24 protein-coding genes, 3 tRNA genes, 2 pseudogenes and 1 riboswitch are annotated in these 26807 nt (G+C 63.5%); of the genes and pseudogenes, 16 read left to right on the top strand and 13 right to left on the bottom strand.

Annotation, left to right across the window (positions count from 1 at the left end; all coding sequences use genetic code 11):
• From ACLQ7E_RS19555 to ACLQ7E_RS19525, 7 genes and pseudogenes are all read left to right on the top strand, one after another.
• Nucleotides 1–1734: pseudogene (locus tag ACLQ7E_RS19555) on the top strand (DNA gyrase subunit B); the annotation flags it as partial.
• A gap of 63 nt (nt 1735–1797) precedes the next feature.
• Complete coding sequence (gyrA, locus tag ACLQ7E_RS19550) at nt 1798–4458, top strand: DNA gyrase subunit A (protein ID WP_411734243.1); 2661 nt, start codon at nt 1798–1800, stop codon at nt 4456–4458.
• Nucleotides 4455–5051, top strand: a complete 597-nt coding sequence (locus ACLQ7E_RS19545) for a DUF3566 domain-containing protein (protein ID WP_411734242.1) — start codon at nt 4455–4457, stop codon at nt 5049–5051. Before gyrA ends, ACLQ7E_RS19545 begins: the two co-directional genes overlap by 4 nt.
• 121 nt (nt 5052–5172) lie before the next feature.
• A tRNA-Ile gene (locus tag ACLQ7E_RS19540) sits at nt 5173–5246 on the top strand.
• A 41-nt stretch (nt 5247–5287) separates the two neighbouring features.
• Nucleotides 5288–5404, top strand: a complete 117-nt coding sequence (locus ACLQ7E_RS19535) for a DLW-39 family protein (RefSeq protein ID WP_209905891.1) — start codon at nt 5288–5290, stop codon at nt 5402–5404.
• A gap of 69 nt (nt 5405–5473) precedes the next feature.
• A tRNA-Ala gene (locus ACLQ7E_RS19530) sits at nt 5474–5546 on the top strand.
• Between the two features lie 193 nt (nt 5547–5739).
• Nucleotides 5740–6651, top strand: coding sequence for a DMT family transporter (locus ACLQ7E_RS19525; protein ID WP_411734241.1), 912 nt, complete (start codon nt 5740–5742; stop codon nt 6649–6651).
• Between the two features lie 110 nt (nt 6652–6761).
• Here ACLQ7E_RS19525 and ACLQ7E_RS19520 read toward each other — a convergent pair whose 3' ends face one another.
• Nucleotides 6762–7661, bottom strand: coding sequence for a hypothetical protein (locus tag ACLQ7E_RS19520; protein ID WP_411734240.1), 900 nt, complete (start codon nt 7659–7661; stop codon nt 6762–6764).
• Between the two features lie 257 nt (nt 7662–7918).
• Here ACLQ7E_RS19520 and ACLQ7E_RS19515 point away from each other — a divergent pair, with 257 nt between their 5' ends.
• From ACLQ7E_RS19515 to ACLQ7E_RS19505, 3 genes are all read left to right on the top strand, one after another.
• Complete coding sequence (locus tag ACLQ7E_RS19515) at nt 7919–8464, top strand: peptidylprolyl isomerase (RefSeq protein ID WP_411734239.1); 546 nt, start codon at nt 7919–7921, stop codon at nt 8462–8464.
• 253 nt (nt 8465–8717) lie between these two features.
• Nucleotides 8718–9581 (top strand): rhomboid family intramembrane serine protease, encoded by an 864-nt coding sequence (locus ACLQ7E_RS19510; protein WP_411734238.1) that lies wholly within the window; start codon nt 8718–8720, stop codon nt 9579–9581.
• Nucleotides 9582–10163: 582 nt separating this feature from the next.
• Entirely contained in the window at nt 10164–11129 is a 966-nt protein-coding gene (locus tag ACLQ7E_RS19505) for a GNAT family N-acetyltransferase (RefSeq protein WP_411734237.1), read from the top strand.
• A gap of 34 nt (nt 11130–11163) precedes the next feature.
• Here the strand turns inward: ACLQ7E_RS19505 and ACLQ7E_RS19500 are convergent, their stop codons facing one another.
• Nucleotides 11164–11781: a LysE/ArgO family amino acid transporter gene (locus ACLQ7E_RS19500; RefSeq protein WP_411734236.1), complete on the bottom strand. Its 618-nt coding sequence runs from the start codon at nt 11779–11781 to the stop codon at nt 11164–11166.
• Nucleotides 11782–11853: 72 nt separating this feature from the next.
• On the opposite strand from ACLQ7E_RS19500, the gene ACLQ7E_RS19495 reads away from it, so the two are divergent.
• Nucleotides 11854–12762: an ArgP/LysG family DNA-binding transcriptional regulator gene (locus ACLQ7E_RS19495; protein WP_411734235.1), complete on the top strand. Its 909-nt coding sequence runs from the start codon at nt 11854–11856 to the stop codon at nt 12760–12762.
• Between the two features lie 158 nt (nt 12763–12920).
• On the opposite strand, the gene ACLQ7E_RS19490 is transcribed toward ACLQ7E_RS19495, so the two are convergent.
• Entirely contained in the window at nt 12921–13430 is a 510-nt protein-coding gene (locus ACLQ7E_RS19490) for a DUF3817 domain-containing protein (protein WP_411734234.1), read from the bottom strand.
• Nucleotides 13431–13507: 77 nt separating this feature from the next.
• A riboswitch (guanidine-III (ykkC-III) riboswitch) is annotated at nt 13508–13569 on the top strand.
• Between the two features lie 72 nt (nt 13570–13641).
• On the opposite strand from ACLQ7E_RS19490, the gene ACLQ7E_RS19485 reads away from it, so the two are divergent.
• A complete protein-coding gene (locus tag ACLQ7E_RS19485) occupies nt 13642–13830 on the top strand; it encodes an SMR family transporter (protein ID WP_411734244.1) in 189 nt (62 codons plus the stop codon).
• A 71-nt stretch (nt 13831–13901) separates the two neighbouring features.
• Here the strand turns inward: ACLQ7E_RS19485 and ACLQ7E_RS19480 are convergent, their stop codons facing one another.
• Entirely contained in the window at nt 13902–14153 is a 252-nt protein-coding gene (locus tag ACLQ7E_RS19480; RefSeq protein ID WP_411734233.1) for a cell division protein CrgA, read from the bottom strand.
• A 181-nt stretch (nt 14154–14334) separates the two neighbouring features.
• Here ACLQ7E_RS19480 and ACLQ7E_RS19475 point away from each other — a divergent pair, with 181 nt between their 5' ends.
• From ACLQ7E_RS19475 to ACLQ7E_RS19465, 3 genes are read left to right on the top strand one after another with little or no spacing between them, the layout of a single operon-like run.
• Nucleotides 14335–15096 carry a class E sortase gene (locus ACLQ7E_RS19475; RefSeq protein ID WP_411734232.1) on the top strand — a complete coding sequence of 254 codons (762 nt, stop codon included), beginning with the start codon at nt 14335–14337 and terminating at the stop codon, nt 15094–15096.
• A gap of 11 nt (nt 15097–15107) precedes the next feature.
• Entirely contained in the window at nt 15108–15275 is a 168-nt protein-coding gene (locus ACLQ7E_RS19470) for a hypothetical protein (RefSeq protein ID WP_411734231.1), read from the top strand.
• A complete protein-coding gene (locus ACLQ7E_RS19465) occupies nt 15272–15922 on the top strand; it encodes an anthranilate synthase component II (RefSeq protein ID WP_411734230.1) in 651 nt (216 codons plus the stop codon). Before ACLQ7E_RS19470 ends, ACLQ7E_RS19465 begins: the two co-directional genes overlap by 4 nt.
• 100 nt (nt 15923–16022) lie before the next feature.
• Here the strand turns inward: ACLQ7E_RS19465 and pknB are convergent, their stop codons facing one another.
• Genes pknB through ACLQ7E_RS19430 form a run of 7 tightly spaced genes read right to left on the bottom strand, consistent with a single transcriptional unit; the run spans nt 16023 to nt 25211 of the window.
• Nucleotides 16023–17978 carry a Stk1 family PASTA domain-containing Ser/Thr kinase gene (gene pknB, locus ACLQ7E_RS19460; protein ID WP_411734229.1) on the bottom strand — a complete coding sequence of 652 codons (1956 nt, stop codon included), beginning with the start codon at nt 17976–17978 and terminating at the stop codon, nt 16023–16025.
• 17 nt (nt 17979–17995) lie between these two features.
• The gene (locus ACLQ7E_RS19455) at nt 17996–19717 is read right to left on the bottom strand and encodes a protein kinase domain-containing protein (protein WP_411734228.1); all 1722 of its coding nucleotides are present in this window, start codon (nt 19715–19717) and stop codon (nt 17996–17998) included.
• Nucleotides 19714–21162, bottom strand: coding sequence for a penicillin-binding transpeptidase domain-containing protein (locus ACLQ7E_RS19450; protein WP_411734227.1), 1449 nt, complete (start codon nt 21160–21162; stop codon nt 19714–19716). The genes ACLQ7E_RS19455 and ACLQ7E_RS19450 overlap by 4 nt, the downstream gene beginning before the upstream one ends.
• Nucleotides 21159–22565: an FtsW/RodA/SpoVE family cell cycle protein gene (locus ACLQ7E_RS19445; protein WP_411734226.1), complete on the bottom strand. Its 1407-nt coding sequence runs from the start codon at nt 22563–22565 to the stop codon at nt 21159–21161. Before ACLQ7E_RS19445 ends, ACLQ7E_RS19450 begins: the two co-directional genes overlap by 4 nt.
• Nucleotides 22562–23983, bottom strand: a complete 1422-nt coding sequence (locus ACLQ7E_RS19440; protein WP_411734225.1) for a PP2C family protein-serine/threonine phosphatase — start codon at nt 23981–23983, stop codon at nt 22562–22564. The genes ACLQ7E_RS19445 and ACLQ7E_RS19440 overlap by 4 nt, the downstream gene beginning before the upstream one ends.
• Before the next feature lie 2 nt (nt 23984–23985).
• Nucleotides 23986–24468: an FHA domain-containing protein gene (locus ACLQ7E_RS19435; protein ID WP_411734224.1), complete on the bottom strand. Its 483-nt coding sequence runs from the start codon at nt 24466–24468 to the stop codon at nt 23986–23988.
• Nucleotides 24465–25211 carry an FhaA domain-containing protein gene (locus tag ACLQ7E_RS19430; RefSeq protein ID WP_411734223.1) on the bottom strand — a complete coding sequence of 249 codons (747 nt, stop codon included), beginning with the start codon at nt 25209–25211 and terminating at the stop codon, nt 24465–24467. The genes ACLQ7E_RS19435 and ACLQ7E_RS19430 overlap by 4 nt, the downstream gene beginning before the upstream one ends.
• 283 nt (nt 25212–25494) lie before the next feature.
• Between ACLQ7E_RS19430 and ACLQ7E_RS19425 the strand changes: the two genes are divergently transcribed.
• Nucleotides 25495–25578, top strand: a tRNA-Leu gene (locus tag ACLQ7E_RS19425).
• 113 nt (nt 25579–25691) lie between these two features.
• Here the strand turns inward: ACLQ7E_RS19425 and aqpZ are convergent.
• Both aqpZ and ACLQ7E_RS19415 read right to left on the bottom strand, forming a co-directional pair.
• A complete protein-coding gene (gene aqpZ / locus ACLQ7E_RS19420) occupies nt 25692–26507 on the bottom strand; it encodes an aquaporin Z (RefSeq protein ID WP_411734222.1) in 816 nt (271 codons plus the stop codon).
• 158 nt (nt 26508–26665) lie between these two features.
• Nucleotides 26666–26807: pseudogene (locus tag ACLQ7E_RS19415) on the bottom strand (IS30 family transposase); the annotation flags it as partial.

Below are 26807 nucleotides of genomic sequence, written 5' to 3'. Positions count from 1 at the left end.
GTTGAAGTAGTCATGACCATCCTGCACGCCGGCGGTAAGTTTGGCGGCGGCGGTTTTGCAGTTTCTGGCGGTCTTCACGGTGTGGGTATCTCCGTGGTCAACGCCCTCTCCCGTCGAGTGGACACGGAAGTTCGGCGTCAGGGCCACGTTTGGCGGATGACCTTCGTCGACGGCGGCAAGCCGCAGGGCGAACTCGTCAAGGGCGAAGCCACTGACGTTACCGGAACGTCCCAGACGTTCTACCCCGACGGAACCATCTTCGAATCTACTGAGTTCGACTTCGAGACGCTCCGTGCGCGTTTCCAGCAAATGGCCTTCCTCAACAAGGGCCTGCGGATCACGCTGACCGACGAGCGTCCGGTGAACCGCGACGGCGACGACGACCTCGACCTGGACGCTGTGGCAACCGAAGGTGAAGTAGCCGCCGAGCACCGAACCGTGGTGTACCAATACCCGGACGGCCTCCTGGACTACGTCAAGCACCTGAACTCGAGCAAGAAGGTTGAAATCGTCCACGAGGACGTTATCGCTTTCGAAACCGAGGACACTGAGCGGCACATCGCCGTCGAGGTCGCCATGCAGTGGACCACCGCCTACTCGGAAAGTGTCCATACCTATGCAAACACCATCAACACCCATGAGGGTGGAACGCACGAAGAAGGCTTCCGCGCAGCGATGACCTCGCTCATCAACCGCTATGCGCGGGAGAAGAGCATCATCAAGGAAAAGGAAGACAACCTTACCGGTGATGACATCCGTGAAGGTTTGACGGCCGTCATCTCCGTGAAGCTTTCCGAGCCGCAGTTCGAAGGCCAGACCAAGACCAAACTGGGCAACTCCGAGGTCAAGGGCTTCGTCCAGCGCGTTGTCACGGACCAGCTGGGTGACTGGCTGGAACGGAATCCCGGCCCCGCCCGCGATGTTATCCGCAAGGCCATTTCCGCTGCCCAAGCGCGCATGGCCGCTCGCAAGGCCCGCGATAACGCCCGCCGGAAGAGCCCGCTGGAGTCCTTCGGCATGCCCGGCAAGTTGTCTGACTGCTCCTCCAAGGATCCCTCACGTTGCGAGGTCTACCTCGTGGAGGGTGACTCGGCCGGTGGTTCTGCCAAGCGTGGACGTAACCCTGAGACCCAAGCCATCCTGCCGCTGCGGGGAAAGATCCTGAACGTGGAGCGCGCACGCCTGGACAAGGCCCTGGGCAACGCCGAAGTCCAGTCCATGATCACGGCTTTCGGCACGGGCATCGGCGAAGACTTCGACATCACCAAGCTCCGCTAACACAAGATCGTCCTGATGGCAGATGCTGACGTTGATGGCCAGCACATCACCACCCTGCTGATGACGCTGTTGTTCCGCTACATGCGCCCGCTGATCGAAAACGGCTACGTCTACCTGGCCCAGCCGCCGCTGTACAGGATCAAGTGGTCCAACGCTGCACACGACTACGTTTACAGTGACCGCGAACGTGATGAAACCATCCGCAAGGGTGCTTCCATGAACAAGCGGCTCCCCAAGGACAACGGCATCCAGCGCTACAAGGGTCTCGGCGAGATGGACTACACCGAGCTGTGGGACACCACCATGGATCCGGATCGCCGCACGCTGCTGCAGGTCACCATGGATGACGCACTGGCTGCCGACCAGACCTTCTCCGTCCTGATGGGCGAGGACGTTGAATCGCGCCGTAACTTCATCCAGCAGAACGCCAAGGACGTCAGGTTCCTCGATATCTAGGGCTCCACAAGGGCATCTGAATATTCTTGAACTGACATATACCTGAAACGGAAACCTTAGATTATGAGTGACGAAACTCCCGAAGTCCCGGCGGAACCCACTGCCGACGACGTAGTTCTTGAGGGCGATGTGCTGACCGACCGCGTGGAGCAGGTGGACCTGCAGACAGAGATGCAGCGGTCTTACCTCGACTACGCCATGGCCGTTATTGTCGGCCGTGCCCTCCCGGACGTCCGCGATGGCCTGAAGCCGGTGCACCGCCGCGTTTTGTACGCAATGTTCGACGGCGGTTACCGCCCCGACCGCTCGTTCAACAAGTGCGCCCGCGTGGTGGGCGACGTCATGGGTACCTATCACCCGCACGGTGACATGGCGATCTACGATGCCCTGGTGCGTCTGATCCAGGACTGGACCATGCGGTACCCGCTGGCACTGGGCCAGGGCAACTTCGGCTCACCGGGCAACGACGGCGCCGCTGCACCGCGTTACACCGAAACCAAGATGGCACAGCTGGCCATGGAGATGGTCCGCGACATCAACGAGGACACCGTTGACTTCCAGGACAACTACGACGGCAAGAACCAGGAACCGACCATCCTGCCGGCGCGTTTCCCGAACCTGTTGGTCAACGGCTCCTCCGGCATCGCCGTGGGCATGGCCACCAACATCCCGCCGCACAACATGCGCGAGGTTGCCGCCGGCGTCCAGTGGTACCTGCAGCACCCCGAGGCCAACCGCGAGGAACTCCTCGAAGAGCTGATGCGCCACGTCAAGGGCCCGGACTTCCCGACCGGCGCCATGATCCTGGGCACCAAGGGCATTGCCGATGCCTACCGCACCGGACGCGGCTCCATCACCATGCGCGCGGTGGTTTCCGTCGAGGAGCTGCAGGGGCGCACCTGCCTGGTCGTCACCGAGCTGCCGTACCAGGCCAACCCGGACAACCTGGCGGTGAAGATCGCCGAGCTGGTCAAGGACGGCAAGATCTCCGGCATCGCCGACCTGCGCGACGAGACCTCGGGCCGCACCGGCCAGCGCCTGGTCATCGTGCTCAAGCGCGATGCCGTCGCCAAGGTCGTGCTGAACAACCTCTACAAGCACACCGAGCTGCAGTCCAACTTCTCCGCGAACATGCTCGCGATCGTCGACGGGGTGCCGCGCACCCTCTCGCTGGACGCGTTCATCCGCCACTGGGTGACCCACCAGATGGAAGTCATCATCCGGCGCACCCAGTTCCGCCTGCGCAAGGCCGAGGAGGAAGCGCACATCCTGCGCGGCCTGCTCAAGGCCCTGGACGCCCTGGACGAGGTCATCGCGTTGATCCGCCGCTCCAACACCACCGAGGCCGCGCGCGACGGGCTGATGGAGATGCTGGACATCGACGAGCTGCAGGCCCGCGCGATCCTCGACATGCAGCTGCGCCGCCTGGCAGCCCTGGAACGCCAGCGGATCCAGGACCGCCACGCCGAGCTCGAGGTGATGATCACCGAGTTCAAGGTCATCATCGCTTCTCCGGAACGCCAACGCACCATCATCTCCGAGGAACTCGCCGAGATCGTCGAGAAGCACGGCGATGACCGCCGCACCAAGGTGCTCATGGGCTACGACGGCGACATGAGCGTCGAGGACCTGATTCCCGAAGAGGAAATGGTCGTCACGATCACCCGCGGCGGCTACGTCAAGCGCACGCGCAGCGACAACTACCGGTCGCAGCACCGCGGCGGCAAGGGCATCAAGGGCGCCGCGCTGCGCGGGGACGACGTGGTGGAGCACTTCTTCGTCACCACCACGCACAACTGGCTGCTCTTCTTCACCAACCACGGCCGCGTGTACCGCACCAAGTGCTACGAACTGGCCGAGGCAGGGCGCGACGCCAAGGGCCAGCATGTGGCCAACGTGATGGCCTTCCAGCCGGACGAGCACATTGCCCAGGTCCTGGACCTGCGCAACTACGAGCAGGCCCCGTATCTGGTGCTCGCCACCCGCAACGGCCTGGTCAAGAAGACGCGCCTGGCCGACTACGACACCAACCGCACGGCCGGGGTCATCGCCATCAACCTGCGCGACGGCGACGAGCTCGTCTCCGCACAGCTGATTTCCGAGACCGACGACCTGATGCTGGTCTCCCGCAAGGGCCAGTCGGTGCGCTTCACGGCCACCGACGACGCGCTGCGCCCCATGGGACGCGCCACGTCCGGCGTGACCGGCATGAAGTTCCGCGACGAGGACGAACTGCTCGCCGCGGACGTGGTTTCCGAGGATTCCTATGTGTTTGTCGTCACCGAGGGCGGCTACGCCAAGCGCACTTCCGTGAATGAATACCGCGTGCAGTCCCGCGGCGGCATCGGCATCAAGGTCGCCAAGCTCGCCGAGGACCGCGGTGACCTCGTCGGTGCCCTGATTGTCCACGATGAGGACGAGGTTCTGGTGGTCATGGAGGGCGGCAAGGTCGTGCGCTCGGACGTTTCGCAGGTTCCTGCCAAGGGCCGCGACACCATGGGCGTCATCTTTGCCAAGCCGGACAAGAAGGACCGCATCATCGCCGTCGCGAAGAACACCGAACGCGGCCTCGGAGAGAACGCCGAGGAAGATGCAGTACCGTTGAACGCGGAAAAGACACAAGAAACGGCCTCCGAGGCCCTTCCGGGTGATGAAAACCTGGCGGGAACCGAGGAAAACCTTGGGCACGACGACGAGGCCACCAACGACGGAGGTAACGCGTGAGCACCCCGAATACGCCCCGCCCGGCGGGCGGCACTGGTGGTACCCGTCCCGCACCGCCACGACAGGCACCCGTAGGGGCCCAGCGTCCCGCGGGAGCGCCACGGCCAGGAACCGCACCCCGGCCCTCGGCCGCGCAGCGCCCGGCCGGCGCACCCCGCCCCGGGGCCCCGCGCCCCGCCGGTGCGGCAGCTGGACGCCCGCAACAGCTGGTGCGCCCGGCGCCCAAGGCCAAGGTCCGCAAGGCCCGCCTGCTCATTTCCAAGGTCGACCCCTGGTCGGTGCTGAAGATGGCATTCCTGCTCTCGGTGGCCCTGGGCATCGTCACGGTCGTTGCCAGCGTCGTCCTGTGGTCGGTGCTTGACCTGACCGGCATCTTTGAGTCCATCAACGGGCTGTTGCGCGAAATCATCGGCTCCGAAACCGGGTTCGACTTGATGGAAATCGCTTCGCTGGGCCAGGTTGCCTCGTTCGCCACCATCATCGCCGTGGTGAATGTGGTATTACTCACGGCACTGTCAATGCTGGCAGCGGTGCTCTACAACCTCTCGTCGACCCTTGTTGGCGGCATTGGTGTGACCCTGACCGACGATTAATTCGCGGAAACGCGCCAAAATCGGCCCTCGAAGCCCTTCGTAAAGGGACCTTTGAGGGCCGATTTGTTTCTTGGGCGGTTTCTCGGGTATTGTTTTATCTCGTTCCCAGCGGGAACAAAGAGGGCGTATAGCTCAGGCGGTTAGAGCGCTTCGCTGATAACGAAGAGGTCCCTGGTTCAAGTCCAGGTACGCCCACGGATTCCCTCGTCCGACCGAATAGGTGAAAGGAAATCTCCATGCGGAAGTTTCTGGTGTTGGTGGCAGTAGCCGCAGGCATTATTGGTTATCGGAAGTACAAGGAATCTTCGGCCGAAAAAGCCACCTGGAGCCAGGGCACCGATAAGGTAAACTGAATTCATTCGGGGGAATGGCGCAATCGGTAGCGCACCTGCTTTGCAAGCAGGTGATGTACAACAAAATACGGGGACTTAGCTCAGTTGGTAGAGCGGTAGCTTTGCAAGCTTCAGGTCAGGGGTTCGACCCCCCTAGTCTCCACCGAAGTAAAAGGTCCGGAACGAAAGTTCCGGACCTTTTCGCTTTAACTTCAGTTCCTTCCTCGCCGAACACCGATCGAGGTGGGGCCAAGCACTGAAACGGTGGCACAGCTGACCTTATGGACGCCGAGGATGAGCCATCCCGATCACCCCTATTCGCTGATACGACGCACGATTAACCATGGAGTGGGCAGATGACCTTTGTATTGGCCCTGGTGGGCGTCCTGGGTGTTGCCGCATCCGGCCCGCTCATTGCCGCATTTCCCGCAGTTCCTGCCCTCTCCATGGCCTTGTGGCGCAACGCAGTGGGTACCGCCGTCATGGCTGTTCCCGCACTGGTGAATGATCCGCGCGCCTTTGGCCGGCTGCGGCGCCGGGAATGGGGGTGGAGCGCCCTGGCAGCGGTCTCGCTGGCCCTGCACTTCGCCTTCTTCATGACCTCGGTCCGCATGACCACCGTTGCCGCCGCCACCGCGCTGGTGTGCCTGCAGGCGGCGTGGATCGCCCTGTTCCAGTCCCTGCGCGGAACCCGGTACGGCTGGCGGGTTGGCCTGGGCGTCCTGCTGGCCTTCGCCGGTGTCCTGGTGATCACCGGGTTCGACATCGGTTCGGGCACGGAGGCACTTGTCGGCGACGGTTTGGCCCTCGTAGGTGGCATTCTGGCCGCCGCCTACACGCTGTCGGGGTCCAAGGCCAGGGCAACCATGAGCACCAGCTCCTACACCACCGTCTGCTACGGACTGACCTCGATCCTGCTCCTGGCGATGTGCCTGCTGGCCGGTGAGCCAATCTGGGGATTCGACCTCAATGGGTGGATCGGCATCCTTGCGTTGGCGTTGTGCTCCCAGGTCCTGGGGCATTCGGCCCTGAACCACCTGTTGAGCTCGCTGGGCCCGTTGACCGTGTCCACCCTGATCCTGTTGGAAATTCCGGGGGCCGCCTTGTTGGCGGCATTGTTCCTGGGCCAGGTGTTGCCTGCCGGCACGGTCGTTGGGCTGGCTGTCATCCTGTCGGGCCTGTTCTTCGTCGTGCGGGGCCAGGGACGCACACCGGCGAGCGTCATGGCCGCAGAGGAGCCACCGGCAAAGGAACAGGGCAGCACCTGACCCATCGCTCCCCCCGGATCCCGGAGGCAGTGACGGGCCACGTACTGCCCTGCTGCTGGATGTCGTTGCCCCGAGGCATCCGGTGTGGATGCCAGGGGGGCTGGTAAAAACTACTTCTTGGTGCGGGGGCCCGGCTTCGGCGCGGTGTCCCCATCGGTGGCCTCGGCGACCTTGGCCTCGCTTGCGTCGATGGCTTCCTCGGCCTTGTGCTTGGCCGTGGTGGCTGCCTCCGCAATTTCCTCGGCAGTTTCGGCGAGCTTCTCCTTCGTCTCGGCGACCGCTTCCTTGGCCGCCTCGGAAGCGTTTTCCTTGGCCTCGGCCGCGGACGAAGCCACTTCGTCGCGGACTTCCTCCACGCTTGCAGGAACCTCCACCGGGCCGCTGGCGCGCACCGTGGTCGGTTCCACCGGTGCCGGGGTCTTCCACGGGTCATCGATGGGCTTTGAGGCGCGCCATGCGGCTACGGCTGCAGCGCCTGCGGCAGCAATGACGGCAACGACGAGCCAGCCCTTTTTCTTCTTCGCTGGCTTCTGCACCTTATTAAGCTCCTTGCTGACATGGCCCACGGCAGCGTTTGCGCCGCTCTGGACGCGGGCGACGGTTTCGGCACTGGGCGTGAGCTTTTCGGAAACCTGGTGAAGCGCCTCGGGGATCTTGGCCTGTTCGAGCTTGCGCGTGGTGAATTCCGCGGCCTGGCCGATCTTTTCGTTGGCCGCTGGCAGGTAATCGTTGAGCACGACGTTGCGCGCGTGGCTGAGGGCCGGAGCGGCCTTCTCGAGTGCTTCGTTCAGCGCAGGAGTGGCACGGTCAACGGCCTTCTGGACCCGTGGGGTCGCTTCGTCAATGGCCGCAGAGATCCGCGGGCCAACGCGCTCAAGGGATTCCTGGATCATGGGACTGACCTTGGCGACGGTCTCGGACAGTTCGTGGGCAGCCCAGTTCAGACCCTCTTGGATCCTTGGTGATGCCGACTCGATGCCCTTTTCAATTCGCGGAACGGCCCACTTCACGGCCGTGTCCACCTTTGGTGCAGCCCAATCCAATGCCTGTTCCGCACTCGTGGCAACACTTTCACCAAAGTCTCGAGCAATACGTTCTGACTTCACAGTGAACCCCTTTGATCGTTTCGGAAGCTTCGTCCTAGCCTACGACCTACGCTTGGCTTACAGCCATTACCTACCCGGCATATAAACAATCGTTTAGTCGTGTTCACTGAACGCGTAGCCATTCGCAGCGGGGGTTCAAGCGCTCATGGAAGAATGACTTCATGACTGCAATCCCTACGCATACAGCCACCATCCACACCAACTTGGGCGATATCGTCGTGAACCTTTTCGGCAACCACGCCCCCAAGACCGTGAAAAACTTCGTCGGCCTGTCCACCGGCGAACAGAACTGGACCGACCCGCGCAGCGGCGAGGAAAAGGTCAACACCCCGTTGTACAACGGCACGATCTTCCACCGCATCATCTCCGACTTCATGATCCAGGGCGGCGACCCGCTGGGCCAGGGCACCGGCGGTCCGGGCTACCGCTTCGACGACGAGATCAACCCCGACCTTGATTTCCGCGAGCCCTACAAGCTGGCCATGGCCAACGCCGGCATCCAGATGGGTCAGGGCACCAACGGTTCCCAGTTCTTCATCACCTCGATCCCGACCACCTGGCTGCAGGGCAAGCACACCATCTTCGGTGATGTCACCGACGAGGCTTCGCGCAAGCTCGTTGATGCGCTGAACGTCGTTCCGACCGACGGCCGCGACAAGCCGCTGGAAGACGTCGTCATCAGCAGCATCGACGTCGCGGCACTCTAGGCACGTGGTTCCGGCGCGGTTTATGCGCCGTTGATTGTGGATGGCCCCATTTGCCGCCCCGCCCGTTTGTTTTCACCTCGCACTGCAAAGTGAAGGATGACGGCGGGGCGGGCGGATGGGGCCTTTTGCATTGTCCGGCAGGCAATCCGTGCGACCTGCCACGCACCCGGCTCCCGCGCCCGGGAACGCGATACCCGAATCCGGTCCCGTGGCAACGGGGCAATGAACGTACTTACCCAGGAGCATTAATTCCATGTCCTATGGACAGACCAACCCGAACCAGCCCGCGCAGGCCCCGGTGTGCCCCAGACACCCCGACAGGATCTCCTACGTCACCTGCCAACGCTGTTCGCGCCCGGCGTGCCCCGAATGCCAGGTGACGGCGGCGGTCGGAACCCAATGCGTGGACTGCGTGCGCGAGGCCAACAAGCAGTTGCCAAGCACCCGTACGGTCTTTGGCGGGAAGGCGACGGACGGCCGACCCATGGTGACCTACGTGCTGATCGCGATCAATCTGATCGTCTTCGGCCTGCAAATGCTGATCCAGGGCTTCGACGATTACCTGGTCTATGCGGGGGTGTACACCAGCCCGTACTTCGAGCCCGAGCCGTGGCGCATGCTTACCTCTACCTTTGCCCACTCCACGTCCTTCATCGGGCACATCGCCTTCAACATGTATGCGCTGTACATCTGCGGGCGCGTACTTGAGCCGATGCTGGGACGGCTGCGCTTCCTGGCCCTGTACCTGGTCGCCGGGCTGGGCGGTTCCGTTGCGGTGCTCTTGATCGCAGATCCACGGGTTGCGGTCCTCGGCGCCTCCGGCGCGGTTTTCGGGCTCTTTGCGGCCATGTTCGTGCTCTTGCGCTCACGGGGGGTGCAGACCATGCAAATCGTGATCCTGATTGCGATCAACCTCGCCCTGGGGTTCGTGTTCCCGGGGATCGCCTGGGAGGCCCACGTGGGCGGGCTGGTGGTCGGTGCCGCCGCGGCGGCAGTCATGGCCTACGCGCCTAAGGGACACCAGCGGGCCCTGATGCAATGGGTGGGCACTGCTTTGCTGGTCCTGCTGCTGGTGGCCTTGACTTTCTATGGTGCCGCCAACATTCGACTCGGATAGCGAACTGGGCCCGGCAGCCACGAGAGTTGTCCACACGGGTTATCCACATTGTTAATAACTCACAACCATGTAATTCACACGAGATGGACCGGCTCCAGCGCCCGCGCTGACGCCGGTCCGACTTGTTTGGGGACAGTTTTTGACAACTATTCACAATTTCATCCACAGCTGTGGATAACTTAGTGCACAACCTGTGCAGTGTTGGGGCTCCGACTCGAATACCGACCCTGCTGCATTCGTCGAAAATTTAACCGAATCCGCGGGACTGTGCGGAAATTCAAGGGACCGGAAGGGCATGCGGCGCTTGTTGTCCACACGCCTTATCCACAGTGTTAATAACTTACACACATGTAATTCACAACGATGAAACCCCCGCAAAGTCGAGGAATTGGCGCTCGGGGGGGCGAAACCCACAGCCTTATCCCCACCTGTGGATAACCTTCGTGCACAGCATGTGGCTAAGTTCCGCCGGGGTTCCTCGACTCGCTCCCCCTGTGAATCGTCGGGCAAAACTGGAAAACTGGACCGCGTCGGCATGTCCGCAGCCGCCATGTGATTTCGCACAAGCGCAGGAGACCCCAAATGCTCCAGGATTGGATCCATCCCGAACACATTGCCGCGTGGGCAGGGCTGACCAACCGACTGGCGGTCGTCGATGATACCGAGGAATTCTACGAGGTCGAGGATCTCGCCGAAGAGCTCGAAGAACCGGGCGTCGATCCCGAGCGGGACACCCTCGGGCTCTGGGACAACGACACCATGATCGGTTTTGGCCAACTACGACTCGGTGAACGGCTGCGCGACGGCCGCGGGCGGGTTTCCATCGGCGGCGGCGTCGCCCCCGAGTACCGCCGGCTCGGCCATGGCTCGGCAATCATGGATGCCCTTGAATTCCGGGCGGCGGAAAAGATGGCGGAATGCCATCCCGGCATCGATTTCACCATCGACATGTGGGGAAACGCCCCGGGGCACAGTGCCGGTGCCATGGCCGTGGCCAGGGGGTACGAGGCGGCACGCTATTTCCAGGACATGTCGGTAACGCCTGCCGGTTTCAGGCCCCAGGGCCGCCCCTCGGCGGTCCCCGAGGACGCGCGGCTGGTCAGCTACTCCCCCGGCCTTTCCGAATCGGTCCGGATCCTGGACAACGAGGCATTTGCCGATCACTGGGGTTCGACCCCGAAGAGCGTTGAGGAATGGGCGGCCATGACCGGTGCCCGCTCATTCCGGGGCGGGCACTCCCGGGTGCTCCTGGAAACCGGCGGCGGCACGCCGCCGGCCACAGCGCTCTGCTATGTCTTGGCGTCGGAATGGGTGCCGCGGGAACTGTACATCTCCCGCGTGGGCACCGCGCGGGCCTCCCGGGGGCGCGGCTTTGCGGCATGGGCGCTCTCCGCGGCGGTCCAGGGGGCATTCGCCGCCGGATTCACGAAGGTCGACCTGGCGGTGGATGCACAAAGCCCAACGGGCGCTGCGGGGCTATACCGACTCCTTGGTTTCGAGCTGGTTCGGCAGGGGACGATTTACCGAAAAGCCGTCCCCGGCCGCTGAGTCGTGGTGGTGCGGCGCACCGGCCCAAGGGGTGTTAGCCAAATAGCGGCAGCAGCAGCGAAACGGCAAGCAAGGCCATGAGCGACGCGATGACGGCATCGAGGATGCGCCAGGATCGGGGACTGGCAAAGAACCCACGCAAGTAGCGTGCCCCGAAACCCAGACCGATGAACCACAGCATGCTGGCAAGCGCCGCTCCCGTGCCGAAGACCCAGCGCCCGGAGCTGCCTTGGGCCGCGGCGATGGAGCCGAGCAGGATCACGGTGTCCAGGTAGACGTGCGGGTTGAGCCACGTCAGTGCTAGCGCCGTCAGGGCGGCGGAGCGTCGCGGGGTCGGTGTCAGGGCGGCGTTGGTGTCCATCCCCCGCGGGCTGAAGGCCCTCCGGGCAGCAAAGAAGGCGTAGACGAGCAGGAATGAGGCGCCGCCGATCCGGGCCACGTCAAGGAACCACGGGGCCAACGCCAACAGGGCACCCAGCCCGGCGACTCCGGCGAAAATCAGGACGGCGTCCGAGACCAGGCAAATCAGGACCGTTATGCCAACATGTTCCTTTCGGATGCCCTGGCGCAAGACAAACGCGTTTTGGGCTCCAATGGCAACAATCAGGGACAGGCCCGTGGCCAGGCCGGATATAAAGGGAAAGTTCGTCACCAACCGAGATTAGGCGACTCAACAAAGACGTGTCGAGCTAAAGATTCTTATGGTCCATTAGGATCTCTAACTATGGACTTTCCCGCGGAGCAGTTGCAGACCTTCAAGGCCGTGATCGAGGCCGGAACCCTGGAACGGGCGGCCCGGCAACTCAACATCACCCCATCCGCTGTCAGCCAGCGGCTCAAGGCCCTGGAAAAACGTGCCGGCAGCGTGCTGTTCATCCGTTCTCGCCCGATTCGGACCACCGGAAGCGGGGACGTGCTGCTGCGTCTGGCTCGGGAGATCCAGATGCTGTCCACGGAGGCCCATCGTGCGCTCGGGTTGGATGCCTCCACCGAGCATGTATCCCGGCGCACGGATCTCGGCATTGCCGTGAACGCCGATTCCCTGGCCGGCTGGTTCGCCCCGGTACTCGACGGCCTAGCCGCCCAGGACGTCATGAACTGTGAGATCCTGCGCCACGACGAGTCCCATTCCACAGAGTTGCTACGTTCGGGCCAGGTCATGGGGGCGGTGACGACGAAGAGCGCTCCCGTCCAAGGGTGTTCCTCGGTATATCTGGGAACCATGCGCTACCAAGCCATGGCAAGTGCCGGTTTCATGGATCGCTGGCTCCCGGGCCTCGACCCGGAGACGGAGCTCGCGCTCGCGCCCATGGTGAGCTTCGACCGGACCGACGGCTTGCAACGGGCGCTGCGCCGAAAGATAGTCGGAGGTCGGGCCCCCGAGCCCCCGGTGGAGCATTTCGTTCCCGATTCGAGGGTCTATGTGGCGGCCGTGGCGGCGTCGCTGGGCTGGGGCATGATTCCCGAAATCCAGGTTCCGCGTCACGGGTCGCTGGTGTGCATCAACCATGCGTGGACAAGTGACATCCGCCTTTATTGGCAGCGCTGGAAGGTTCCCTCCGTGGCATTGGACCTGCTCCGCGGGCTGGTCCTTGATGCGGCCGGGGCCGCCGGGCTGCGCCAGGATCATTGAGGTTCCGGCAAGCAGCCGCCCCAAGATGAAAGCTGCGGCTCGCCTGGGTGCCGTGAGCAGCTGGAGAACCTCAAGCGCCAAGGCCCGGCAAATTTCCGGTTCCAAGGACCGGTGCCGGAATCTGACAGGCCCGGGGCCGATCGGGAATCAGCGCGGTTCTAGTTTCCTCCGCCGGGAGGGCCGATGAACAGGAGCGCAGCGGTGATGCCCGCAACCAGGACCAGGCCAGCGACAGCGGTCAGCCAGGGGCTGCGCAGCGCCGTTGCCTGCAGCTTCTCGACCAGCCCCCGAGGGGCTTCCCCGCCCGGAGCCAGGCGCCAGGTGTCACTGAGCAGCCCGCGACGCAACATCGCCCGTTCGAAGGGAAGGGTGGCGAAGGGAACGACTGCAGAGGCCAGGCCCAGCACCCCGCGGGGAACGCTCCAACGCTCATTGGCCCAGACAAAGAGTGTCACCAGGCCGTAGGCAATGAACACCACCCCGTGGATCATGCCAAAAATGCGGACGAAGATCTCCGGTCCCACACCGTACTTGATGGCCATGGCGATGATCAGCAACGCCCACGTGACCATTTCGGCAGCTGCCAGGAAGCCGTAAAGGCGCTTCGGGGAGAGCTTTGACTGGGTGGCGACGGAGGAAGAGCCTCCGGCAAGATCGGGGCGAACCATGGGGGTCTGCATGCCTTTCTGGACGTTGATGTGAACGGTGTGTCTGCAGGTCCGGGGACGTTGCTGGGCCGTGCCTACTTGAGCGCACCAGCGCCCCCTGACGAGGGAGCCGTACCCGGACAGCGACAAGGCGGCCACCGAAAGGAATCGGTGCCTGCGACCTGTCGTGGATAGTACCTAGCGTTCAGGCCTTTTCGCGGCCGTCTGGGCCATCGCACTGGGTGCCGCCGAGGGTTTCACCAAGCTCGTCCCCACCGTGGCCTTCGCTGCGGGACCAATCACCAGCTTGGCAGGACTGGCCTGGGCCATGAAGGAGATCGCCACGGGATCCGCCTATGCGGTCGGGTGGGAATCGGGGGCCGGCATCGCGGTGCCCGATGGCATGGCCTTTGGGGGCTAGATCAGCAGCATGATCAAGATCCTGCTGCTGATCGGGCCGGTGTGCTGCATCGACGGACTGAAAGCCGTGAGCTAGCGCCAGCCCGTGGTCATGAAGAAACCAATCATGGCAACGCCAAAGCCGATGACGATGTTCCAGCCGCCGATGTCCGGGATCGGGAGCAGGGTCTGGGAAATGTAGTAGACCATGATCCAGACCAGGCCGAAGATCATCAGGCCAAACATGACCGGCTTGTACCACTTGGGCAGCGCCTTGTCGTAGGTCTGGGCGTGGCTGCCATCGTGTGGCTTGCGGTTTTTCCGACGTGTCTTGGATTCAGGCACTGCTGCTCCTTGAGTCTTCAGGCGCCGGCACGATCCAACGAGTACGTGTCCGAACGGTAGGCTGGTAAGTGTGTGTCGATGGGAACTTCTTCCCGCCATCACGCTTACATCCAATACTATCCGCTCAAACTGGACGCCACAGGGTTTCACGGTGCTCCAAGTGACAGTGAGGGAAGTTCGCATGACACGATCCGCATCTCGGACGCGGGCCAAGGCTACGCCGGGCCAGCGCCTCTTGGGCGGGATCGGTGAAGTCCTCATCACGCTAGGAATCGTCCTGCTGCTCTTTGTCGGCTGGGAACTGTGGTGGACCAACATCGATGCCGGTCGCACGCAATCACAGGTGACCTCCGAATTTGTCCAAAACCTCAACGTTGGGGGACCGGACGCATCGACCGCGACGGGGGCAGCGGATGGCGATTTCGGCCCCGCCCCAATCACCGCGATCCCCGACGGGGAAACCTTCGGGATCTTCTACATCCCGCGGTTCGGCAAGGACTTCGCCCACCCGGTGACCAACGGCGTCGGCATGGATGTGCTGAACTCGGTGGGCATCGGACACTATCCCGGAACGCAGGAGCCGGGAGAGCCCGGCAACTTTGCCGTTGCTGCCCACCGCCAGACGCACGGACAGGTGTTCTGGAACATCGACAAGTTCCAGGACGGGGACAAGATCTACCTGCAGACACGCAAGGGGTTCTACACCTACGAGTGGCGCAACACCGAGATCGTGTATCCCTCGCAAAGCGAGGTGCTGCTGCCAGTGCCGAACCAGCCGGGCATCGAGCCAACGGCCTCCATGCTGACCATGACCAGTTGCCATCCGCCCTTCACCACCCGGATGCGCATCATCGCGTATGCGGAGCTGGAGTCCTGGCGTCCGGCCAACACAGGTCCCCCGCGGGAAATCGCCGACCTGGTGAACAAGACGATGGAAAACTAGGAACACCACACATGTATGCATGGATCTTCTCGAAAATCCCCGGGCCGCTGTGGTTCCGCGTCATCCTGGCGGTCGCGCTGATCGCCGGAGCCGTATTATTGCTCATGACCTATGTCTTCCCGTGGCTGAGCCAGTACAGCCCGTGGACCGAATCAACGATTGGCTTGATGCTGCTGTGAGCACCCCCAAGATCCTGGTGATCGACAACTACGACAGTTTCGTTTACACCCTGGTGGGTTACTTGCAAGAGCTGGGCGCCGAAACCACCGTGATACGCAACGACGACCTGTCCCTGGCCGAGGTCATCGAATTGGCCGAGGCCCGTGACGGCGTGCTGGTTTCCCCCGGCCCGGGAACCCCTGCCGATGCCGGCGTCTGCATCGAGACGATCAAGTGGTGCGGTGCGCACGCCAAGCCCATGCTTGGTGTCTGCCTGGGCCACCAGGCACTGGCTGAGGCCTATGGCGGAGTTGTCACGCACGCGCAGGAGCTCATGCACGGCAAGACCTCCCCGGTTTTGCATACCGGGCACCCGATCTTTGCGCACATCCCCAGCCCGTTCACGGCCACCCGCTACCATTCGCTGGCGGCAGTGCGCTCCAGCATTCCGGACTCCCTGGCGATCACCGCGGAGACGGAAAACGGCGTGATCATGGGCCTGGCCCATCGCGATGCGCCCTTGTGGGGCGTGCAGTTCCACCCCGAATCGGTCCTTACCGAGGGGGGCTACCAAATGCTGGGGAACTGGCTAGAATCCCTTGGCCTGGCCGGCGCCGCGGAACATGCGGCAACGCTGAGCCCGCTGATCCGCGAGGCAGGGGTCTAAACAGCCTTAACACCGAATGGGGCCCTGCCGCTGAAGATAAAATCTTCAGCGGCAGGGCCCCATTCGTCGATTTCACCGACTAGGGGTGGCAGCCGCCCGGTTACGGGCTTGGCGCCGGGATGACCGGGAGAGGGAGGGCAGGATCCTTGCCCTTCCCGGATTTTTCCGTAGGTGCCGGGGTTGGTGAGGGGCCGGTGGATTCCTCCGGCGCGGTCTCAGTCGGGGTCGGTGACGGAGTCGGTTCCGCGGGCTTCACGGCAACCGTCACGGTGACAGTGCCGCCCTGCGGGGTCGCGGATTCGCTTTCGGGATCCTGGTTGATGATCGTGCCCGGTTCAACCGCCGCATTTGGTTCTTCGACCGTCGTAATCCCCAGTCCAATCTCGGGATCCTCCAGAAGCTCTGTGGCCTCGGGGACCATGAGGTTGATGAGCTGTGGGACATTGACCATCCCGGTGGACAGGACCAGATCGATCCTGGTGCCGACCTTGACCTTTTTGCCAAGCTTCGGTTCCGTGTTCACGAGCCAGTCGGTGGGAATCGCGGGATCGTTGACCCGGGAGACCGTGCCGATCTCGAATCCAAGGTCCCGCAAGACCTGGCGTGCCCCCGCCTCGGACTGGCCGGATAGGCTCTCCGGCAGGACCTGGGCTTCGGGTCCCTTGGAAACCATCAGCCGGACGATGGTTCCCTTGCGGACTTCCCTGGGAGCAGCGGGGTCGGACTCCACGACCAGGCCTGTCTTGATCTCATCGTCGAAGACCGACTCGACCCGGGGCACCAGCTGCAGCTGCGTGAGGGTTGATTCGGCTTTCGCCTGCGTCATTTCCTTCAGGGTGGGGATGGCGACGGGTGCGTTGCGTTCTGCTTCCGCGCGCATCCAGTTGTAGAAGAGAAGGCCGGAAACCGCCAACGCAAGGACCAGGACCAGTGATATCGCCACGGTCCAGCTGCGCTTGGATTTTGCACGATGCTCATTGAGCTCTCGTTGCATATTCTGTTCCCAGATCGGCGGAGTTTCCCAGCGGGAATCCCCGGCAACTGGCTGCAGGTATCCGGTCTGGTTGACGGGCACCGCTGCGGTGTTGTCGGGGGTCGACGGCGAAAAGGCCTCTGTGGGCGCCGCAAGCGAGGCAACCGAGGAAAGGTGCCCGGCGTTTGCCTTGGACTGCGGCAGCGGAGCCGTGAGCTCCTCGGGAGGAAGTGCAATCCCGGCGCGGGCATTGGAAAGCGCCGTCGCGAACGCCGTGGCATCGGCGTAGCGGTCCTCGCGGTCCTTGGCCAGGGCCTTGAGCACCACGGCATCAAAGATCGGGTCCAGCTCCGGCACCAGCGTGCTCGGGGCCGGGGCATACTCCCCCACGTGCTGGTAGGCGACCGAGACCGGAGAATCCCCGGTGAATGGCGGCCGGCCGGTGAACAGTTCGTAGAGCAGGCAGCCGGTGGAATACAGGTCGGTGCGGGCATCAACGGCCTCGCCGCGGGCCTGCTCCGGCGAAAGGTACTGGGCGGTGCCCACCACGGTCTGTGTCTGGGTCATGGTGCTGGCCGAATCGGCCAGTGCCCTGGCAATGCCGAAGTCCATGACCTTTAGCGCGCCCTGTTCGGTGACCATGATGTTCGCTGGCTTGATGTCTCGGTGCACGATTCCCATGGAATGCGAGTGCGCCAACGCCTCAAGCACCCCGAGCACGTACTCGATGGCCAGATCGCTGGTCACCTCGCCGGCCTTGACCAGGTCGCGCAGGGTGCGTCCGCGGACATACTCCATCACGATGAAGGGCAGTTCCACGGTTGAACCGGAGAACTCCTGCTCTTCCTCGCCGGTGTCGAAGACCGAAACGATGTTGGGGTGGTTCAGCCCGGCCACGGCCTTGGCCTCGCGCCGAAAACGCGCCTGCACCATGGGGTCGCGCGCCATTTCGGCACGCAGGAGCTTGATGGCGACCTTGCGCCCCAAGACCTGGTCGACGCCCAGGTGCACGTCGGCCATTCCGCCGCGTCCAATGAGCTCCCCCACGACGTAGCGGCCGTTGAGAATCCGTTCCTCGGTCACTGTGATAACACCATCATCTAGTCGGTCACCTTGGGCTTGCCCGTGGTATCGCCCGGGGCGATGGCTCCTGCGGAAGACGAGGAGGTGGAGGTTTCAGTGGTCTCGGCGTCCCCCGTGGGGCTTTCCTCTGTTTCGGTTGGGCTTTCCGACGGTGTGGGGGTCGGGGTGGGCGTCGGCTCGGCTGGGCCCAGCGACAGGATATAAGTGACAGTGGTTCCCGGCGTGACCTTGGCACCGTCAACGGGGCTCTGGGCAATCACTGTCCCCGCTGCCAGCGGGTTTTCCTGGGCCTGGCCTTCGCGCGGCTCGAGGCCGAGGGCCTCCAACTCGGCAATGGCCTGCTCGGCATCCATCCCCAGGAGGCCGGGGACGGCCACCGTCGCGATGGTGGCCGGGCTCGATCGCGATGGTGTCGGTGTGGGTGTAGGGGTAGGAGTAGGCGTCGGCGAAGGCGTCTCGGACGGGGTTTCCGAGGTCGCCTCGCTGCTTTGTGTCGTGGCGGTGGTGGGGCTCTGGCTGGTTTCCGGCGAGTTGTCGGCGGTGAGCAGCGGGTACAGCCAGGCGCCGAGGATCGCAAGGACCACCAGGGCGATCAGCGCAATCAACGGTGCGGTCCAGGGGTTGCGGTTCTTCTTCTGCGGGGTCCGGCGGTCGGCAACTTCCTGCTCGTAGTCGCCAACCGGTTCGTCCTCCCAACGCTGCGAGGCGCCCATGAGCGAATCGGAGTTTCCGTCGTCCCCGCCATGTGCAGGCACCTGCGGCAGCGCATTGGTGGCGGGGGCGGCGGCCGTCGGGCCGACAGGGGGCAGCGCAACGGTTTGATTGCCCTGGGTTATCGGGGTGTGGTTGATGGCCTGGGTGGCGGCATCTGATCCCGAAAAGAGCAGCATTCCGGGCACGGCGAGCGTTGCCGTCTCCGGGTTTCCCGCGCGGATCGCGTCGGCTGCGACGGCCAGTGCATCGGCGTTGGCCGGGCGGTCGGCCGGGTCCTTGGCCAGCATCGACATCACCAGCGAGCGCACCGGCACCGGGATGTTCTCCGGCAGCGGCGGAGGGGTGTCGTTGACCTGGGCCAGGGCGATCGCAATCTGGGACTCGCCGGTGAATGGGCGACGCCCGGCCAGCAACTCGTAGCCGATCACGCCCAGCGCGTAGATGTCCGAGGAGCCGGTGGCCTGCTGGCCGGTGGCCTGTTCCGGGGCCAGGTACTGGGCGGTCCCCATGACCTGCCCGGTGGCCGTGAGCGGGACCTGGTCGGCGATGCGGGCAATGCCGAAGTCGGTGATTTTCACGCGGCCGTCGGGCAGCATCAGCAGGTTGCCGGGCTTCACGTCGCGGTGCACCAGGCCCTGGATGTGGGCGGCTGCAAGGGCCTTGGCGGTCTGCGAAATGATCGACAGGGTGCGGTCGGGTGAGAGCACGCGTTCGCGCTCGATGATGGTGGACAGCGGCTGGCCGGGCACCAATTCCATGACCAGGTAGGCGGAGCCCTCTTCCTCGCCGTAATCGAAGACGCTCGCGATGCCGTTGTGGTTCAGCAGTGCGGTGTGGCGGGCCTCGACGCGGAAGCGCTGGAGAAAGCCGGGATCGCCGGTGTACTCCTCCTTGAGGATCTTGATCGCCACCAAGCGGCCAAGGACCTGATCCCTGGCCCTCCACACCTCACCCATGCCACCAATGGCAATACGGTCGGTCAGCTTGTATCGACCGCCCATGGTGATACCGGAAATTGGCCTCACTGGTTGAACACCGCCTCTAGAATCTTCTTCAGGTTGGGACTGGTCAACGAGGAACCAGTCTTGAAATCAATTTTTTCAAACACAATCGTCACAGCGACCTGCGGATCGTCCGCCGGGGCGAACCCGGTGATCCAGGAGTTCACCAGGCCTTCATCGCCCTGGATCACCGAGGTTCCGGTCTTCGCGGCAATGTCGAGTCCCGGGACCTGCGCCCTGACTGCGGTGCCGTTCTTGACCGGGCCGCGCATCAAGTCGGTGACCTGGTCGGCGATCTCCCGGCTTGTCGCGGTGCTGAATTCCTTGGGCTTGGTCTCCGAAAGCACCCGCAGGTCGGGGGCAATGACCTGCTTGACCAGGTTCGGCTGCATGATCACCCCGTCGTTGGCGATGCCCATGGCGGCCATGTTCATCTGCATTGCCGTGGCCCTCACATCGAATTCTCCAATGACCGACTGTCCGAGCTGCGCCGGGTTCAGGTTGGCCGGGAAAACGCTGGGAACCACGCGCATCGGGATCTCGAGCTGCTGGCCGAAGCCAAAGCGTTCGGTGACGTCCTCAAAGGGTGCCTTGCCCAGCTTCTCGCTGATGCCGACAAAGGGGGTGTTGCAGCTTTGCGACACGATGTCCGCGAAGGTTGCCTCGGGGATTGCCGAGCAATTGCCGCCGTAGAAGTTTTTCAGTTCCGTCCTGGTTCCGGGCAGGGTCACGCTCGAGGGGTTCTTCAGGACGGTGTCGGCCGTGTACTCCCCCGATTCCAGGGCAGCGACCATGTCGAAGATCTTGAAGGTGGATCCCGGGGCCGTGAGGTTGCCGGTGGCCGGGTTGCGGTACGGGCTCAGGCCCGGAACCGTCAACAGCTCCTTCATGTTTGCGGCAGCCTGGCTGGAGCTATGCACCGCCAGCTTGTTGGTGTCGTAGCTGGGCTTGGATGCCATGGCCAGGATGTTTCCCGTCTTGGGCTCGGAAACGATGATGGTTCCGAGGGTTCCGTCCGGGATCAGGCCGTAGACCAGATCCTGTAGCTCGCCATCGATGGTGAGTTCGACGGAGGCACCTTCGTTGGCCTTGCCGGAGAACAGGTTGATCACGCGGTCGAAGAACTGGTCCTGGCTCTGGCCGGTCAATTCCTCGTTCATCACGGATTCGAGCTGCGTTGAACCGTTGGACAAGGAGTAGAAGCCGGTCAGGTGGGAATAGAGTTCCGGATCGGTGTAGACGCGCTGGTACTTGAACTGCCCCTCGGAGGGCTCGGACTCGGCAATGGGCTTGCCGTCGACCAGGATGGCACCGCGGGGAAGGTCGAATTCGCGGAACAGCTGGCGATTGTTCAGCGCATTTTCGTTGAGATCCTCCGAGGCCAGGAACTGGACGTAGCTCAGCGCCCCAAGGCTCAGCACGAAGAGCAGCATAACGGCGATCCATGTGTTGCGAATGGCTTGGTTCATCGCTTGTGCTCCTTTAGCGACTCAAGGAGTCCCGGGGAAAGGCGGGGCGCCTTGGTGGCCACCTCTGCCGTGGCCGAGACCCCGGAAAGCATGGGTCGGCGGGAATTATGCGAAATCAGCAGCAACAAGGCGACGATGATCCAGTTCGAGAGCAGGGAGGAGCCGCCGGCGGCCATGAACGGCGTGGTCAGTCCCGTCAGCGGGATCAGGCGTGTGACTCCGCCAATGACGACGAAGCACTGCAGCCCGATGGTGAAGGAAAGCCCGGTGGCCAGCAGCTTGCCGAAGGTGTCGCGCGATCCCAGGGCGGCACGCATGCCGCGGCTGACCAGGATCAAATAGAGCAGAACGATGGCGCTCAGGCCGATGAGCCCGAGTTCCTCGCCCAGCGAGGCGACGATCATGTCGCTGTTGGCCAGGGGCACCATGTAGGGGCTGCCGTTGCCCAGCCCTGTGCCCATCAACCCGCCGTTGGCGAGCCCGAAGAGGCCTTCGACGATCTGCCGGCTTCCGCCGCTCGCGTGGTAGATGTCGGGGTCGAAGGCGTTGAGCCAGCCGTCGATGCGCCGGGTCACGTGACTCATCGTCAGGTAGGCAAACGTGCCGCCTCCGACCAGCATCAGGGTTCCGATGACGATCCAGCTAACTCGTGCCGTGGCGACGTAGATCATCACCATGAACAAGCCGAAGAAGAGGATGGAGGAGCCGAGGTCGCGCTGGACGACCAACACGCCGATGCTCACCAGCCAGGCCACGACCATTGGTCCGAGGTCCCGGGCGCGGGGCAGCTGCAAGGGGCCGATCTTTCGGCCCGCAAGAAGGATCAGTTCGCGGTTCGAGGACAAATAGCCAGCGAAGAATATAGCCAGGGTGATCTTGGCCAGTTCACCGGGCTGGAAGGACAGGCCAAAGAAATGCACCCAGATCCTGGCGCCGTTCAGCACCACTCCGACCTTGGGGATCAGCGGCAGCAGCAGCAGCAGCACCGAGACCGCCAGGGCGATGTAGGTGAAGCGGCGCAGCACGCGGTGGTCCCGGATGGCCCATAGCGTCACGCAGGCCACGGCCATCGCAACCCCGGTCCAGAGGATCTGGCGAAATGCCTGGTCATCGTTGCGGGCCAGGTCAATGCGGTGGATCATGGCAAGGCCGATGCCGCTGAGGGCAACGGTGACGGGAAGTATCACTGGATCCGCATATTTCGCCCAGATGCGCAGGAAGACATGGAAAACCAGGGCCAGGCCGACCAGGAACAGTCCCTGGGTGATGAATTCCTGGCTCGGACCGTCGTCGCTGTTGATGCCCACGAGGTAGTAGGCGCCCATGGCGACAGCCAACGCCAGCAGGAGCAGCAGCAATTCCATGTTGCGGCGGGGGACGGGTGCGGTTTCCAGCTCGCTCACGGTCTGATCTCCTGGCAGTAAGGGGGCAGGATCGGAAGGGTCCCGGCCTCGCCCGGGTTCTCCGGAACGACCACGGGGCAGCGTTGCTTGGCCGTTACCATTAGTTCCCCGACCATGGTCTGGGCATGTGCCAGGTCCCGTGCCGGAAGCGCGGAATCAATGCGCTGTTGCGTGTATTCGGGAAGGGCATCCATGGGAATCTCTGTCACCGTGTCGACGTGGGAGAGCTTCAGCGGACCCAGGTCCTGGGAAACGCCCTTGAAAATTGCCACGTTCCCGTCCTGGTTGCCCACGAAATACTGGGTCTGCGTCCACAGGTAGCCCCAGCCGCAGACCACGGCCAGGATCAAGGTCATGAGCGCCAGGAACGTCGGCACGAACCAGCGCCGGGGCCCGCGGTCCAGTGCCGCGAATTCGTCCTGTTCCGCGGATGCCTGCGCGGCGGGGGTCTTGTGTGTGAGGATCGCCGCAGCACGCTTTTCGCCCGAGCGCTGGGTAACCACCGGGATCTTGCCCGTTTGCGTGGCCAGTTCGGCCGCGCCCACCAAGAGGTGCGGGCGCTTTGACATCTCGTGGCGGATCAGCGCCGCGCTGGCCTCGAGGTCGCCCTCGGCGGCAATGGTCAGCTGCCCGGTGTCCGGGGCCGGTTCGTTGGCCGGGACATCGTCCACGGCCGGCAGCGCGTCGTCGATGCCATTGTCCTCAACGACCTCAAAGACGACGATGGTCACGTTGTCGGGCGACCCGTGGGACAGAGTCGTTTCGACGAGGTCCTCGACGGTCTCCTCGAGGGAAGCGGTTCCGCGCATGATTCGTTCCGTGATGGAATCGGGTACGACGGCGTTCAAGCCGTCGGAACACAGCATCCAGCGTTCCCCGGCTTCGACCTGGTACTGGTTGACATCCAGTTCCGGGCTGGCATCCGAATCGCCCAGCACGCGCAGCAGCACGTTCTTGTGCGGGTGCATCTCTGCTTCCTCGGGCCGCAGACGGCCTTCGTCGACCAGACGCTGGACGAAGGTGTGGTCGTGGCTGATCTGTTCGAACACGCCGTTCTTCAGGCGGTACGCCCGCGAGTCGCCGATGTGCGCGAATTGCAGCACGTCGCCCGTAAGCAGCATGGCGGTGACGGTGGTGCCCATTCCCGAGAGCTTGGGGTTGGCGTTCACCAGTTCGTTCAGGACCAGGTTTGCCGCCTGGATTTCATCGGGCAGCACGGTTTCGGCGTGCGGCGTCTCGGGGACATCCAGGTGGACGAGGTCCAGCACGGTGGAGGCGCTGGCGACGTCGCCGCCGACGTGCCCGCCCATGCCGTCGGCCACCACGGCCAGGTAGCGTCCCACATAGGCGGAGTCATCATTCTTGGACCGGACCTTGCCAACATCGCTCCGCGCCGCAAATTTCAGCATCAACGCCATGTCTAGGGCCTCAACTCCATGACCGTCTTGCCGATCCGGATCTTCTGGCCGAGCTCAACCGGCTGGGCGCGGGTGAGCTGGGCCTCGCCCAGGAAGGTGCCGTTGGTCGAACCCAAATCCTCGATGAACCAACGGGTTCCCTGCGGGAACAGGCGTGCGTGGCGGCCGGAGGCGTAGTCGTCCTCCAGCACGATGGTTGCCTCCTGGGCGCGGCCCAACAGGATCGGGCTGGCCGTGAGCCGGTGTTCAAGGCCCGTAAGCGGTCCCTCCAGGATGGCCAGCGTGTTGGCCTGCTGCTTGGCGGGGGCCTCGGGCATCGGCGCCAGCGAGGGGTCCTTGCGGATTTCCCGGGCCGACGGACCGCCGGCACCGGCCCTGCCGCCAATGGCAAGGTCGCGGCGAAGCGCGCCGACGATGCTCAAGACGAGCAGCCAGAGCAAAATGAGAAATCCGAGCCGCAGCACGGTGAACACTAGGTCGTTCACGCACGGTCTCCTTGAGATTGGGGGAGGAGTCTGAAGATGATGCGTGTTTGTCCCATGGCGATGTTGGAGCCGTCGTGCAGCTCGGTTTCGCCAACGATTTTCTGGCCATTGACGAAACTCCCGTTGGTGGAGCCCAGATCAACGGCCCATGTCGCGGCGCCACGCTGCTCGATCTTCAAATGCCGGCGTGAAACTCCGGGATCCTCGATGGGGATGTCGGCCTCCGCCGAACGTCCCAAGACAATGTTGGGATGGTTCAAGGCGTAGCGCTGGCCGGCAATGTCGAGCACGGGCCGCATCTTGGACGCTCCACGCGGAGGGGCGGCCGGGGCCGGCGGTGCGGCGGGGGAGTTGCGCACCTCGGTGGCCGAAGCCTCGGAGAAGGTTGCATCGATCTCAAAGCCTCCCGGCTTGAGTTCACTGTCCTTGCGAAAATTTACCTCGACGGCGCCCTGCAGGGTGTAGCCCTGGCTCTTGGCGTGATCCAGGGCGGTCGTGCACAGTTCCCTGGCCAATGGGGCGCCCCATTCCCGGGCCCTGGCGAAATCGTTGTCAGAGAGGCGGATGGTGAAGAGGTTCGGCGCCAGCGTGCGGGCCTGTGAAATGGTCAGCGACTTCGCATCCATCTGGTTGCGCAGGCGTGAAGCGATTTCCACGGGCTTGACCTCGGAACTGCCGGAGCCGCGGAAGACGCTGGTGACAAGCTTTTCAAGTCCGCGCTCAACATTGTCGATGAGGCCCATCGCTTCGCTCCCTTCATGGTTCTAACACGTGTTGTTGCACGGTTATTGGCATTGCGTCGCAGAGCCTGGATGCCTTGCGCCTTGTTCGATACTACTTGGCTTGAAATTCATGTGGGGCGAATTGTGGTGAAAGCGGCCCTCTGTTCCCCAACGAATGGACGTCGCCAATGGTTGCCGAAACGTGGCTCTGATCACAAAGACGCCATCGATTAGTGGATCCGGGCAACCTGTGTATATGATTGATCTCGCTGTTGAAGTCAATGACTAAAACAGTGGTGAATATGCGCGAATGGCGGAATTGGTAGACGCGCTGGCTTCAGGTGCCAGTGCTCGCAAGGGCGTGGGGGTTCAAGTCCCCCTTCGCGCACATATGAGAAACAACCCCCGGTCTTAGGCCGGGGGTTGTTTCGTTAACGCGGGATTGCCCGGCTCCCGGGCTTGTGGGACCCCAGGCCCGGGTGGGCGGCCCCGCAGCGGCCACTAATCCGAGGCGATGTTGCGGAACCCCCCGACACCGGTATCGACGCCTTGTTCATCCTCGGTATGCGCGGAGTCCGCGGCAGCCGTGAGAAGCCGGGTGGGGAAAAGGATGGGATAGGTCAGTCCGGCGACCGCTGCGCCGACAAGCGGAGCGAGAATAAACAGCCACATCTGGCCCAGGGCAGCGGGTCCGGCGAACCAGGCCACCCCCAGCGACCGGGCGGGGTTGACGGAGGTGTTGGTGATGGGGATGGACACCAGGTGGATCAGGGTCAGCGACAGGCCGATGGAAATCCCGGCAAAGCCCTGGGGTGCGCGCTGGTCTGTGGATCCAAGGATCACGTAGAGGAAGATCGCGGTGAGGATGATCTCTGCCAGCAATGCCGCGAGCATGCCATAGCCGTCTGGGGAGCGGTCGGCGTAGCCATTGGTTGCGAAGCCGGAGGTGACGGGGTCGAAGCCGTGCTTGCCCGTGGCGATGGCGAAGAGCGCCAGGCCGGCGACCGAGGCGGCGACAACCTGCGTGATCATGTAGGCCGGAACCGCCTTCCATTCGATGCGGCCGGCCAGTGCCGCCCCGAATGTCACCGCCGGGTTGAAGTGGCCACCCGAGATGTTGCCCACGGCGTAGACCATCACCAGGACCGTGAGGCCGAAGGCCAGGGCGACGCCGAGGAACCCGATGCCCATGTTGATGGTGTTCGAGGAGACGACCTTGGCCGAAAAGATGGCTGCGCCGCAGCCGCCGAATACGAGGGCGCCGGTGCCGAGAAACTCGGCCGCCAGGCGGGATGGCATGGTTTGGGGCTGTGGCATTCGAGGCTCCGGAATCGTTAGCGTTGCACGGTTTTGGTGCGACCAACGTTGGTTGGGGACCGACCTTTTTGATACCGCCGGACCATTAACAGTTGGAGAAATTGCGCCGGGGCCCCCGACGAATGGCGGATTCTAGGAGTCGTTGCAACACCTGGTGGCTAGGCTGCCAACAGTAGTTCACGCAGGCGCTCGGTTGGGGTATCCCAACCGAGCGTTTTGCGTGGGCGTCCGTTGAGCAGGCGGCTGACCCGTTCCAGTTCCTCGGGGCCATGGGTGCTGAGATCGGTTCCCTTGGGGAAG

Source organism: Paeniglutamicibacter sp., from assembly GCF_046714615.1.
Taxonomy (GTDB): Bacteria; Actinomycetota; Actinomycetes; order Actinomycetales; family Micrococcaceae; genus Paeniglutamicibacter.
The sequence above is the reverse complement of the archived record's forward strand: the minus strand, read 5'-3'. Positions and strand labels throughout refer to the sequence as shown.

Bases quoted from the DNA above. Each gene is read 5' to 3' on its own strand.
- gyrA (WP_411734243.1), top strand. From the start codon at position 1,798: ATGAGTGACGAAACTCCCGAAGTCCCGGCGGAACCCACTGCCGACGAC.
- ACLQ7E_RS19535 (WP_209905891.1), top strand. From the start codon at position 5,288: ATGCGGAAGTTTCTGGTGTTGGTGGCAGTAGCCGCAGGCATTATTGGT.
- ACLQ7E_RS19525 (WP_411734241.1), top strand. From the start codon at position 5,740: ATGACCTTTGTATTGGCCCTGGTGGGCGTCCTGGGTGTTGCCGCATCC.
- ACLQ7E_RS19515 (WP_411734239.1), top strand. From the start codon at position 7,919: ATGACTGCAATCCCTACGCATACAGCCACCATCCACACCAACTTGGGC.
- ACLQ7E_RS19510 (WP_411734238.1), top strand. From the start codon at position 8,718: ATGTCCTATGGACAGACCAACCCGAACCAGCCCGCGCAGGCCCCGGTG.
- ACLQ7E_RS19505 (WP_411734237.1), top strand. From the start codon at position 10,164: ATGCTCCAGGATTGGATCCATCCCGAACACATTGCCGCGTGGGCAGGG.
- ACLQ7E_RS19495 (WP_411734235.1), top strand. From the start codon at position 11,854: ATGGACTTTCCCGCGGAGCAGTTGCAGACCTTCAAGGCCGTGATCGAG.
- ACLQ7E_RS19490 (WP_411734234.1), bottom strand. From the start codon at position 13,430: ATGGTTCGCCCCGATCTTGCCGGAGGCTCTTCCTCCGTCGCCACCCAG.
- ACLQ7E_RS19475 (WP_411734232.1), top strand. From the start codon at position 14,335: ATGACACGATCCGCATCTCGGACGCGGGCCAAGGCTACGCCGGGCCAG.
- ACLQ7E_RS19470 (WP_411734231.1), top strand. From the start codon at position 15,108: ATGTATGCATGGATCTTCTCGAAAATCCCCGGGCCGCTGTGGTTCCGC.
- ACLQ7E_RS19450 (WP_411734227.1), bottom strand. From the start codon at position 21,162: ATGAACCAAGCCATTCGCAACACATGGATCGCCGTTATGCTGCTCTTC.
- ACLQ7E_RS19440 (WP_411734225.1), bottom strand. From the start codon at position 23,983: ATGGCGTTGATGCTGAAATTTGCGGCGCGGAGCGATGTTGGCAAGGTC.
- ACLQ7E_RS19430 (WP_411734223.1), bottom strand. From the start codon at position 25,211: ATGGGCCTCATCGACAATGTTGAGCGCGGACTTGAAAAGCTTGTCACC.
- aqpZ (WP_411734222.1), bottom strand. From the start codon at position 26,507: ATGCCACAGCCCCAAACCATGCCATCCCGCCTGGCGGCCGAGTTTCTC.